The organism is Methanosarcina barkeri str. Wiesmoor, from assembly GCF_000969985.1.
Lineage (GTDB): Archaea > Halobacteriota > Methanosarcinia > Methanosarcinales > Methanosarcinaceae > Methanosarcina > Methanosarcina barkeri_B.
Genome location: NZ_CP009526.1, coordinates 3,976,011 through 3,988,319, shown reverse-complemented (window position 1 = coordinate 3,988,319; position 12,309 = coordinate 3,976,011). Strand labels below are relative to the sequence as shown.

General features: G+C 38.3%; 8 protein-coding genes. 6 read left to right on the top strand and 2 right to left on the bottom strand.

Features of this window, described 5'->3' with window-relative positions; genetic code table 11:
- Positions 1-689 precede the first annotated feature (689 nt).
- Entirely contained in the window at positions 690-3,305 is a 2,616-nt protein-coding gene (locus tag MSBRW_RS16335; RefSeq protein WP_011306672.1) for a right-handed parallel beta-helix repeat-containing protein, read from the top strand.
- A gap of 259 nt (positions 3,306-3,564) precedes the next feature.
- Here the strand turns inward: MSBRW_RS16335 and MSBRW_RS16330 are convergent, their stop codons facing one another.
- A complete protein-coding gene (locus tag MSBRW_RS16330; protein WP_011306673.1) occupies positions 3,565-4,104 on the bottom strand; it encodes a GNAT family N-acetyltransferase in 540 nt (179 codons plus the stop codon).
- Positions 4,105-4,445: 341 nt separating this feature from the next.
- Here MSBRW_RS16330 and MSBRW_RS16325 point away from each other — a divergent pair, with 341 nt between their 5' ends.
- From MSBRW_RS16325 to MSBRW_RS16310, 4 genes are all read left to right on the top strand, one after another.
- Positions 4,446-5,522 (top strand): hypothetical protein, encoded by a 1,077-nt coding sequence (locus MSBRW_RS16325; protein ID WP_011306674.1) that lies wholly within the window; start codon positions 4,446-4,448, stop codon positions 5,520-5,522.
- A 948-nt stretch (positions 5,523-6,470) separates the two neighbouring features.
- Positions 6,471-8,168 carry a histidine kinase N-terminal 7TM domain-containing protein gene (locus MSBRW_RS16320; protein WP_011306675.1) on the top strand — a complete coding sequence of 566 codons (1,698 nt, stop codon included), beginning with the start codon at positions 6,471-6,473 and terminating at the stop codon, positions 8,166-8,168.
- Positions 8,169-8,683: 515 nt separating this feature from the next.
- Positions 8,684-9,709: a methylcobamide:CoM methyltransferase MtaA gene (gene mtaA, locus MSBRW_RS16315; protein WP_011306676.1), complete on the top strand. Its 1,026-nt coding sequence runs from the start codon at positions 8,684-8,686 to the stop codon at positions 9,707-9,709.
- A 77-nt stretch (positions 9,710-9,786) separates the two neighbouring features.
- Positions 9,787-10,494 (top strand): cupin domain-containing protein, encoded by a 708-nt coding sequence (locus tag MSBRW_RS16310; protein WP_011306677.1) that lies wholly within the window; start codon positions 9,787-9,789, stop codon positions 10,492-10,494.
- Positions 10,495-10,669: 175 nt separating this feature from the next.
- Here the strand turns inward: MSBRW_RS16310 and MSBRW_RS16305 are convergent, their stop codons facing one another.
- Positions 10,670-11,212: an IMPACT family protein gene (locus tag MSBRW_RS16305; RefSeq protein WP_268990326.1), complete on the bottom strand. Its 543-nt coding sequence runs from the start codon at positions 11,210-11,212 to the stop codon at positions 10,670-10,672.
- 458 nt (positions 11,213-11,670) lie between these two features.
- Here MSBRW_RS16305 and MSBRW_RS16300 point away from each other — a divergent pair, with 458 nt between their 5' ends.
- Positions 11,671-12,054, top strand: coding sequence for a hypothetical protein (locus tag MSBRW_RS16300; protein ID WP_011306679.1), 384 nt, complete (start codon positions 11,671-11,673; stop codon positions 12,052-12,054).
- The last annotated feature ends 255 nt before the right edge of the window (positions 12,055-12,309 follow it).

Sequence of the window (12,309 nt, the reverse complement as noted above, 5' to 3'; positions counted from 1 at the left end):
GCTCAAATGAGTTATGTAGCCATTGTATTGATTATAATTCAGATTTAAGTATAATGATAATTCTATATATTAATTTTTATTAATCTTATCTGAATACTATAGTCTCAGTCCGTATAGAAAAGTCAATAGAGAGGCTGGTTTCTTACTTTGATCAACGGCTGATTTTAGATTTATCCGTTTTATTGTCTTGAAGTTTTATCTTTTTGAACACAGTTTTTAACCCCTGGGTTAATTTTTTATAACAGTACAAATTTTCTATATATGTTATTAGTTTCCATAATTTGTACAGTTCCTGCCGAAAAATGCTGTTCTTCTACGTTATAATTACAGCAAGCCAGCCAGGACAATAAACCGGATAAGAATCAGAGTAAAAAAGATTATTTTGAGTGTTTTGTTTCTTTCGTCTTTTTTACGACTGACCTCACATCCTGGAGTTATGGAAACTGTGGGCAATTCCATGTTACTCAGTCAAACTGGTTCAACCGATTACTAGTCAAACTGGTTCAACTGATTAACCAGTCAAACTGATTTAACCGATCTTACCGATCTAATTGATTTAATCTCAATTTCCTCGGTTCTAAAACGTCCTGTAATGCCTCACATAAATTCTCTATGTCTGGCTATTAACTCCAATAGTTGCCGTAAAAACGAAATTTCACAACTTACAAAATTTTAATATGGGGAGTATTATGATGTACGTAAAAGGAATCTCGAATATTATTTTTTTAGTAATTCTCTCACTTTACCTGATGACTGCGGGAAGTGCAGCAGCTAATGTACTTTCTGTAAGTAACGACACTGGTCGGCCTGCAGAGTTCACTACCATTCAGGCTGCTGTAGCTGCTGCAAATCCAGGAGATGAAATAGTTGTCAAACCCGGTATTTATGAGGAGAATATTGTAATTAACAAGAACATATCTATTGTTTCCGAATCTGGAAATTTCTCCGATACTTTAGTCCAGGCAGCCGACGTTTCTCAAGATGTCTTCCTTATCTGGGCAAACGGTGTACGTATTAAAGGCCTTGGCATAAGTGGATCCAACTCCGCCGGAATTCATGTTTTTGGATTTATTGATTGCTGTATTGAAAGCAATAAACTGTTCAATAACAACTGCGGTATCGATCTATACATGATGAGTTCAGGCAACAAGCTTGATAATAATGAAATTTCAAACTGTCTGACCGGTATCAGTCTTGGTGGTAGCCTGTACAATAATTTGAGTAATAATTTAATCTCAAATTGCAGTAAAGGAATTTCATTTTTTGACTCCTCAAATAATTTCCTTGAGAATAATACTATTTCTCAAAATACAGAAGGCGTTTTTCTCACAGGTGAATCAAACAGCAATACTATAATAGGTAACACTGTAATTCTCAGTGAGAAATCAGGACTGCATATTTACGAAACTTCAAACAATCTGATTTATAATAACTGTTTCAATAATACGGTAAATGTAGATTCAGAAATAATTTCGGGTAAAAATATCTGGAACATGACTAAAACCGAGGGCACTAACATAGCTGGCGGCCCTTACCTCGGAGGTAATCTCTGGGCAAGACCCGATGGGACTATATATCCTGAAAAAGCCAGGGATATTGACCTTGACGGAATTTTTGATTCTCAGTATAATATTGAAGGTACCCAGTTCATAGATTATCTTCCTCTTAAAGGATTTGAGCCGGCAGTGATTACTGTAAATACTACTGTAAATAATAGTACAGGGCCGGTTGCGGATTTTACCTCGATCCAGGCGGCAATAGACAACGCACTTCCTGGTGATACAATCCTTATTTTCCCGGGCGTCTATGAAGAAAACATCAACGTGTACGTAACGAATTTGACCCTTATCTCTCAATCTTCCAGTTCTGGGGACACCAGTGGAGACACTATTATCAAGGCAGCCAGCAGTATGGACGACGTTTTCTATGTTACTGCGGATGGAGTGACAATTCGCGGGCTGAATATAATCGGGCCTGTAGACTACCCCAATTCAGGTATCCACCTTAATGGAGTTAAGTACTGCAATATTGAAAGCAACCAGCTCTCTAACAATTACACAGATTCTACTTTAAACATTTCCAGCGGGAACAGTTCCTCGATTCTCGGCAACTCAGGTTCGGCTGAAGGATCTGGAATCCGTCTTGACTCTTCCAGCAACAATTTCCTGGACAGTAATACAGTCTCGGGGGATGGAATTTCAGTTCTCTTGCGTAATTCCTCGGAAAATACGCTTCTCAATAACTCGGTATCAGGTAGTAACTACGGTATCTGGGTGGATTCTTCTAGCAATAATACGCTGGAAGGAAATATTCTATCAAACAATAAAATCGGGGCCTATCTGAAAGTTTCCAGCGGAAATGTACTTAACAACAGTAAGGTGTCAGGGAGCACAAACTCTGGTATCAATCTATGGGATTCCGTAGGAAATACATTAAGCAATTCCACAGCCTCAAAAAACAGTGTTTCTATCGTGCTGAGGAATTCCAGCTCAAACCTGCTCAGTAATAACACGGTGTCGGATAGCAATTATGGTTTATGGCTGTACTCTTCGAGTAATGATAATGAGCTGGATGACAACAGGGCATTAAATAACCAGATCGGCATCCATGTAAAGACATCCAGTGGAAATGTTCTTACAGGCAATACTGCGTTAAACAGCACCGATTCCGGAATCAGTGTCTGGGATTCGGCTGAAAACACGTTAATTAATAATGAAGCCTCGAACAATTATGTCTCTATTTATCTGCAGAATTCCAGCGAAAATGCATTTTCCAACAACGCGGTATCCGGCAGCAATTACGGGATGTGGATTGCTTTTTGCAGTAACAATAGCCTGAGTGATAATAACGTCTCGAATAATATATTTGGTTTCTATTTGAAGAATTCCAACGATAACAGGCTGTCAGGTAACCAGGCAAATTCAAACTCCAGGCACGGAATCTATTTGGGTTCCTCCATGAATAATATCCTGGACAGTAACATGGTTACTTCAAACTCGGAATATGGGCTTTTCCTTCTTGATTCAGGAAACAGCTCGATTTATAATAACTATTTCAACAACGTAAACAATATTTACTTACAAGGTTCTAACGCAGGTACTAGCTTGAATACAACCCTGACACCGGAAAAGAATATTGTTGATGGAACTTACCTATGTGGGAATTTCTGGGCTACTCCAAATGGAAACGGTTTCAGCCAGACCCATGAAGATAAAAATGGAGACGGTATCTGTGATGCAGCTTATACCGTGAATACAGAGGGTATTGATTATCTGCCTCTTGCAGATTCTCGTATCACAATCTAATCCAGAGTGCTGAAAAAAAGAAAATGTCCTGAAAAATGTCCTGAAAAATGTCCTGATTGTCAGGCATATGGGCAGCAGGAGACTAGTGACACGACAGGAAACCAGGGGCTGTACAGTTTTTCTTAGGAAGGTTAATAAGAAGCTGTACAGCTTTTCAGTGAGTTAACAAATAGCTTTCCAGCTTCTCAGAGATTTACAGGATGTTCGATGAAGCGGTTTAAATAATGTTAAAAAGGAGTTACACAGCTTCTCAAGAGGATTATTCCGGGCTTTCTCCCAGAAACTTCTGAAACCACACAATATCAAAATATTTTCCGAACTTCGTTCCTGCGTCTTTAAACCTGCCGCATTCTACAAATCCATGTTTAAGATGGAAATTCAGACTGGCCTGGTTTTTCGAGGAGACGTTTGCAAGGAGACTTTTCATATTCTTCTTTTTAGCTTCCTGACACAGAAAATCCAGCAGTTTTGTTCCCTGGCCTTTTCTTGTGTATTCTGGCAGGATAAAATATGAGAGTACTCCGGTGTGCTGAAAATTAGGAAACGGTAAATACGGCCTGAGGGCTCCGAGACCAATCACTCTGTTATCTTCTTCCATTACGTAAAAAGGGTAAGGCTCACTTTTGTTCGATTCGCCCTCGTCGTTGGAGGTCTTGAAAAATTCCGGACCAACAGGAATTTCGAGGTAGGCTGCAAAACTATTATCTATATAGTAATTAAAGATTTCAAGCATTTCCTGAGTATCTTGCGGCGTAGCCTCTCTTATTATAAGGGATTTGGGCTTATCTCTTTCCTGCATATGCTATAATCGGAATGTAAATATTTAAGCTCTTTTAGTCAGTTGCAGTACAAATCCTATCAAATCCTCTTTTATCTGGGCTTCTTATTTGTCATGATTTATATTTATAATTTATTATCAGTACGATTATATTTATATACTCATGCTATTGTATAATCCTATGTATTAGTACCCAAATCTACCCTATATTTCAGGTGGACTTTGATGTTTAAATAGGGGTCTAGAAGTCCAAAATTCTTGAGGCGCCATATAATTGGAATGATCCTCTAGAATTTCGTCCTGAAAATAAAAAGCACAAGAGAATATATTTCTCAACGTACTTTTACAGAAGTGAAAAATAGATGTTTGTTAAACAAAACAATATTGTAGAACAGATCTGTGAAATACCTGTTACACTTGGAGATATCTCCGAGAGCATCTTTGGGGGTATAAACACACAAAACGGTCTACTTCACAGGCTTGCCCTTCCTGAAGAGGGCGGTTCCGACTCATATTACCTTTGCGAAGGCCTATGCAGGCCTGTATTTATAGAACCTGAAATTGTTTATTCCTATGTATCAGGAGCCTTTTCCGAAAAATTTGCATTTCGCCCTTCACCTTATCGTTTCATGCTGCCTTATGAATTGTCCGCTACGGGAAAAAAGAACGAATACAACGTAATTCCTCCCGAAGAACTCAAGACAAGATTCCCTATGGCTTATGGGAGAATTCTGGAATTCAAAAAGAAGTTCCTTCACGATACTTCTCCTCTCAAATCTGCAGATTATAGTATAGAAGGCAGAAAATTTCTGGAATACTTTAACACTCCTAAGATTATTGCTACTGAAGGCTATCATCTGCAGGCTGCATATGATGCTGAAGGGAACCATGTATTTGAGAACGGATGCGGCATTGTTCTCAAGGATCCAAGCAGGTATGCCTATATTACTGCAGTGCTTAATAGTTCGATTGCCAGACTCTTTCCTTCAGTCTGTAAGTCTAAAATGGCGTACTCGAGCTACACAGCTCCTGCAGTGATAAAACGTTTCCCAGTCGTGTTTCCTGACAACAGGCTAACCGAAGATCTCATAGATACTATCTCCAGTTACCTTGCGTTCCTGAACAGGGAGAAGTATGCAAGGGATTACGGAGTTCCAGACTGGCTTCGGGAACTTACAGCTTTCTACGAGCAGATTTCGAACCTTCTGGTTCTGGATACTTACTTCGTAAACGACCTTGATCCAGAGCTTCTGAATGCCCTTGAAGAAAATATCCATCCCTACGCCGGAGATATGAATTCTGAAGACAGTGACAGTATTCTGAACGCACTTTACTATATAAAACATCAGATTCTTGAGGCTTCAAGTTCTGAAAAATGCAAATTCAATCTGGGACTTCCTGAAATTCTCAAGTTTTCACCGAGCAATGAAAAATTCTGAAGATTCCTTTTCAATTTTTATTTCAGAGAATGACTGATTTATCTTTCTTCAAATTCTCAAACTTTTTTATTTTTCATTATTTTACATTTAGATTTTTGTCAGTAAGTTTTATATATTTTGATTTCCCCTAAACCAAAGAGTAAAAGTGCTCTCAGGGCAAAAAAATTAATTTTCCAGTAAAATAGTTGAGACCGTGAAAGACACCTTTGCTGCCTTAATGGGTGAAATTCTAGGCTCCATGCTGCAGAGTCCTGGAAGCGGATCGGGCAAGTTACTCCCTCCTTAATTCTCGAAGATTCTTGAAATGATTCGCCCTGAGAGAATTTTAACCTTGATTGAGCCGAAATTAAGATACTCTTAATTAAGATGCTCTTATTCTTATAATTGCATTCCGAATTTCCGGGATTTCTCTGTTCCAGACAACGTTTTTCTTTCTTATTTTTATCTTACTTTCGACAGCAAGTACATCCTAATATATGAATATCTTTGATTGCTATTTTTATAAGTTCAATTGAATATCAGTGTCATGAGGATTATATATCTAATCTGATTTGCAATTTCTCTTATTTATTGTGAATCTGTATTAATAAATACATGATTAACATTTAATGGCTTTTTAATTTAAATTGAAGTTTAAAAGTTCTAAATAAATCGATATCAGTAGAAATATTTAATGGATTTTTACGTCGATTTGCCTAAAGCATATTTATAAATCTTTTTTATTTTTCTGACTCGTTTTCCTTTATTTTTCTTTCAAAAGTAATGTTCTAGTATGAACAGTTTGGTGACTTCTCCACTTAATACATAAATTTATATATTTGGGCTTTGTGTAATTATTAAAACATTTTATGTTTTTTAACTTCTTTCACCCAATTCTCCGCATGACACTGACTCATAAAGGAAGGTAGTCTCATCAGCCTGCAAATCCCCGCCGCCGCGTTTCCCTATATGGGAGCATTAATTTTTTCAGGAGTTATGTCGACTTTGCTTGCAATCAAAGCCTACAAAGCTTTCCAGTACCGCAGGATGTATTTCTCAAAATATTTCATACTTATTATGCTAAGCATGTCTCTCTGGTCCGTTAATTATGCCTTTGAAGTCGGATTCATGGACATTGAGCTCAAATATCTTTTTGCCCGTCTCGAGTATATTGGGATGGCCTTTGCTCCAGTAGCATGGTTTTTATTTGCATCGGAATACTCAGGGATATGTAAGGAATTCATAAGGAAATATCAGAACGAATTTTTCATAATGCCTTTGTTCATAATCCTTCTGATGCTTACAAACAGCTTTCACGGGATGTATTTTTTAGGCTATTACCTGGACATCTCAAAGGGCTTTCCTCTTCTTGTGCTTATACACGGGCCTTTTTTCTGGGTATTTTATATATATTCGTTTATTTTAATTTTTCTCGGAATTTTCTTCTTCTTCAATCAGTTTGTCCATCTAACTGCTCCCTACAGGGCTCAGGCAGCAATTGCTCTAACGGCAGCCTGTATTCCAGTCCTGGGGAATATTCTTCATATTGCAAATATAGGTCCTTTTTCATTCCTTGACCCTACTCCTTTTGCATTTACAATTACAGGTTTGATTCTCTTCTGGGGTATCATGCAGCATGAGTTCCTTAACATTATTCCGATTGCTAGAGAAAACGTAATCGAATCTATGAGTGACGGATATATCGTAGTAGATCTTGCAGATTCCATAGTAGACATCAATAAGGCTGCTCTTGAACTGGCAGGGAAAACAAAAAAGGAGGTCCTCGGGAGAAACTTAAATGAGCTTTTTGGGAATGAAGTACAAATGCCTCAGAGTGAAGCTCATGAGAGCAATTTCCACAAAGAAATTTTCTTGAAGAGCGGGCTTGAAACAAAACTTTTTACTCTTAGTGTCAGCCCCCTTCTAACAAAAGATGATGAAGAAGGCAGGCTACTAATGATGCATGACACTACTGAAACATATAGATATCAAGAAGCTCTGAAACAGGCTAATAAGAAGATAAACCTCATGAGCAACATTACCAGACATGATATTCTCAACCAGGTGAATGTACTTTCCGGGTACACTGAACTAATTTCCGAGACTCTTCCTGAAAATGTCAAGAATGATCCAAGAATAGTGAAGTATCTGAATAATCTCAATAAAGGTATTGAAACAATCCACAGCCAGATTGTTTTCACCAAAGACTACCAGGAACTCGGAGTAGTTTCTCCGATCTGGCAATCCGTAAGTAATACAGCAAGAGAAGCATCCTTTCCTTTCTCTGGTCAGAGCTTGAAGTTTTCTATCGAGGAAAGCAGAGTGGAAATCTATGCCGATCCACTGCTGAAAAAAGCTTTTTACAATCTTTTTGACAACGCAGGGTCACATGGAGAACATGTAACTGAAATCAGTGTTAGTTCACGCAGAACTGATGACAATCTTATAATTGAAATAAAGGATAATGGTATAGGGATTTCTCCTGAAATGAAAGAGCTGATTTTTCAAAAATCCATTGGAAAAAATACAGGGCTCGGGCTTTTCCTTGTCAAAGGTATTCTTTCCATTACAGACATGGAGATTAAAGAAACCGGAACTGAAGGAACGGGTGCAAGATTTGAAATTACAGTACCTCTGGGTAACTGGCGAGAAAACACTTCTCAATAAATTGATGGACATTTAAGTGTCTCAATTTAAATCGAAACCCAAATTTTTCGTATCATATCAACATCAACCAGATGTTTCACATTATATTCAACGTCATCTCCATTTTTATATCATATTCAACGTCATCTCCATTTTTATATCATATTCAACATCATCTCCATTTTTATATCATATCCAATCTCATCCCCATTTTTATATCATATCCAATCTCATCCCCATTTTTATATCATATCCAATCTCATCCCCATTTTTACATCATATTCAACGTCATCCCCATTTTTCATATTATTTCCAACTTCATAACCATTATTTCTTCCGCTTTTTTCATTGGAGCCCATTTTTCCCTCCTGCCATTTTTACCTCCTATATATTTTTAACTCATATCACTTATTTTTTAATTCCTGTGAGGTTTTTCATTCATATATTTTTATATCTTTGCTTCAATACATTGTTTCTCTGAATAGATTCTCTCAAAAGCATATTCTTTAGCTGATAATTACATTCTGGTGATAAAAATGAGTCAATTTACCCTGAGAGAGAGGTTTGAAAAGGCACTCAAAGGAGAGGCTGTAGACATTATTCCTGTCTGTTCCGTAACTCAGACAGGCACTGTAGAACTAATGGAAACGACTGGAGCATACTGGCCCCAGGCAAATTTCAATGCCGATCAGATGGCTACGCTTGCACTTGCCGGGTATGAAACTGCAGGATTTGAGAATGTACGCTGTCCTTTTGACATCACCGTACTTGCAGAGACCCTTGGGTGCACAGTAGACGAAGGAAGTATAGATATGCAGCCTTATATTACGGATTTCCCCTGCAAAAACGAGAAAGATGTGAAGAACATAACGGTTCCAGATTCGCTTCTTGAGGGCAGGCGGACCTCGGTAGTCCTGGAAGCGGTTGAAATTCTTAACGAAAAAGTAGGAGAGACGGTGCCTGTTGTTGCAGGGGTTGTTGGCCCTGCTGGACTTGCTTTCATGCTTGCCGGAATAAAAAATTATATTACATGGTTTGTGAAGGATACTGAAGTTGTTGAGGAACTAATGGGTGTTCTTACCGATGCCTGCATAGAATATGCCAATGGTCTGCTTGAAAGAGGCGCACATGCCATAACCCTTATAGACTCCGAAGCAGGACCTGATATTATTTCCCCTAAGATGTTCGAAGAATCGGTCTTTCCCCTTTACAGGAAATTTTGCAGGAAAGTAAAAGGCTTGAAAGTCCTTCACATGTGTGGCGACGCCACAGCCGTTCTTAATTCTCTCGGAGATGCAGGTTTTGATGGGATAAGTATTGAAGAAAAAGTAAGTGTAAGTTTCGCAAAAGCGGCTATAGGCGATCGGGTACGGCTTATAGGAAATATTTCTCCGTCCGATACCCTGCTTGCAAAAGGGCCTGAAGCAGTTCTCCTTGAGGCTACTGCCTGCCTTGAAGATGGAATTGATATCCTTGCTCCAGGTTGCGGGCTGGCCCCACATACTCCACTTGAGAATATAAAGGCGCTTGTCAGGGCAAGAGACGATTACTTCTTACAGTGAATCTTCATTGCTTTTATTTAAACGGTGAGCAACAATTGGCTGATCTTAAACACAAATTCCTGTGACCGGGCAAAATTATGGCAGTAAATAATTCAAAAGCAGTTAGGGACTTTATACCTGAAATTTTCAAACTTTCAGGCAAGGAATGCATGATCCGTGAGCTTTCAGACTCCAGTTTTCTTCCTGAACTTGAAAATAAGCTCGAAGAGGAACTGAAGGAGTATCTTGAAAGTAAAAAGCTTGAAGAGCTTGCAGACCTGCTTGAGGTAATTTACAGAATCGCGGAACTGAGAGGCTCTTCAAAAGCTGAACTTGAGACAATAAGGCAGCGGAAAAAACATGAAAAGGGCGGATTTGAGAAAAATCTTCTCCTTCTTAATTCGCTTGAAGAAAGCTCTCATACGGGGTTACGTGCTGGCTCTACCGAATCCATGCGTGTGGTTTTCAAGCCTGAGGATGCGGCAGTAATTGAGAAAAAAGGAGTGAAGATGAGAATCTACACCACTAAAGCCGAATCCGGAAATGCCGGTGTACTCTATCAGGAAACACAGAAAGGGCACACAGAGGAGTTCCTGCATGAAAAAAGCGATTTTATTTATTATATCCTTGAAGGCAGGGGGGTTTGGATAGTTGAGGATAAAGAATTTGAGGCCCAAGCTGGAGACGTAGTTGTCGTGCCTGCAGGAAAAAGGTTCTGGTTCCGTGGAAATCTCAAGCAGGTCTGCATAACTGCTCCGGCCTGGGAAGAACAGTACGAGCGCCACATAAGAGATCTTGAATTGTAAAGGTGTAAATTCTTGTCAGCGTGACAGTTACATCAAGATAATGCCGCAAGAAGGGATCAATGCTGCAGAAAAATATTGAGAGCTGATTTCTCTACGGTTTTGACTTTTTTCTCTTCGGCTTCAGGTTCTTTTATTTCCGGGGCGTCTGGTAAGAGTGCAAGTTTAATTAATGAAGTTAAAGTTTTTCAAGTGCGACCTTATTTTTTGTTTGATCTATTATTTTTTTAATGAATTCATCTTCAAGATCCTTTCTTACAAGAATGATGAATTCCACATTATCTGAATACGTTTCTTCCTGGAGTTCTGCGTATTTTTCTACCAGATTTCTTACTTTTTGACTTTCTGAATAGCTCAGACATATTCTTAATCTGGCCTGCTCGAAGACTTCGATAACTTCTGCATCTTCAATAGCCGAGAGTGCCGTATCTCTGTATGCTCTCGAAAGTCCTCCGAAACCCAGTTTTATTCCCCCAAAATACCGGGTCACGACCACAGCTGCGTTCAGAATTTCTTTTGATTCGAGTATTTTAAAAATAGGTTTTCCTGAGCTGCCTGCAGGCTCACCGTCGTCGTCATATTTGAGAGCAAAAGAGCTTTTTTCTTTTATAAAATAAGCCGAAACATTATGGTTTGCATCGCGGTGCAATTCCTTTATACCTTTTATGAAAGTTTTTGCCTCAGCTTCACTTTCCACAGGTCTGGCATAACCTATGAACAGGGAATTTTTGAATTCCTTCTGAGCCTTACCACAGAATTTAAGAGTTTTGTAATTTTTCAGATTTTATCCTCAGACTGCCTTCAGATCTTTTCCAAACCGGATGTTAGCAGGTTTGCGCTTCCTTAACGGAGGAATATTACATCCAATTTAAATACTTTTCTTCCGCTGAGTGGTTATTCTTTTCTAACAGTTTATATATTTATTCTCATGGTTATATTTATTTAATAAAGTTTGAAAATTAATATGTAGTTCTGAGTTTAATAATTTGGATAGTATTAATAATATTCAGGGTGGTGCATATATTCTAACCAAATAAACCATTTTGCGGTATCATTCTTTTATCAAATCGAAAAGTTTTAATGTTATTGACTGGTCATGCATAAATATCTCATATGAAAATCTCATAATTTTATATGAGCTGGGTGTAAAAAAGGAAGAGAACTTTAGAGGTATTATTAATGAAAAAAATGTTAAAGATTATGGCAATGCTCCTTGTCATTAGTGCTGTTGTCTTTGCAGCTGGTTGTTCTGACAAGAATGCTGACACAACAGCAGAAGATGGATCTCAAGAAGAAGTGACTGACCAGGCTCCAGTAGCAGACGAAAATGGAACTCAGACCGAAGATGTAGCCGCAGAAGTTCCAGCCGACAACATTACAGATGACGACTTTGCTACTGACAATATGACCGTTGAAGACAACGACTCTGCAGACGATATGACCGTTGAAGACAACGACTCTGCAGATGACAATATGACCGTTGAAGACAATGATTCTGCAGATGACAATGTTACAGTTGAAGACAACGACTCTGCAGATGACAACGCTACACAAACCGTATAATTTAGTAGCGTAAAAAGGAATTATCCAAGTAGCCTTTTAATAGGCTACAATTTTAGTTTTTTAAAATGATTTGTATAACTCGACTCTGATTTTATATCTCTTCATATCGGCAATTTCTCAAAAAATTTTCTCAATACAGTTATCTCGAATTTTTTTATTATTGTTGTCAGAGACTACATTAACATATATTTAATAATCATATCTTATAAAAATAGCTTCAAGCTTATTGAAGTTAATCTGAAGATCCTTTCGTAT

Bases quoted from the DNA above. Each gene is read 5' to 3' on its own strand.
- MSBRW_RS16335 (WP_011306672.1), top strand. From the start codon at position 690: ATGATGTACGTAAAAGGAATCTCGAATATTATTTTTTTAGTAATTCTC.
- MSBRW_RS16330 (WP_011306673.1), bottom strand. From the start codon at position 4,104: ATGCAGGAAAGAGATAAGCCCAAATCCCTTATAATAAGAGAGGCTACG.
- MSBRW_RS16325 (WP_011306674.1), top strand. From the start codon at position 4,446: ATGTTTGTTAAACAAAACAATATTGTAGAACAGATCTGTGAAATACCT.
- MSBRW_RS16320 (WP_011306675.1), top strand. From the start codon at position 6,471: ATGGGAGCATTAATTTTTTCAGGAGTTATGTCGACTTTGCTTGCAATC.
- mtaA (WP_011306676.1), top strand. From the start codon at position 8,684: ATGAGTCAATTTACCCTGAGAGAGAGGTTTGAAAAGGCACTCAAAGGA.
- MSBRW_RS16310 (WP_011306677.1), top strand. From the start codon at position 9,787: ATGGCAGTAAATAATTCAAAAGCAGTTAGGGACTTTATACCTGAAATT.
- MSBRW_RS16300 (WP_011306679.1), top strand. From the start codon at position 11,671: ATGAAAAAAATGTTAAAGATTATGGCAATGCTCCTTGTCATTAGTGCT.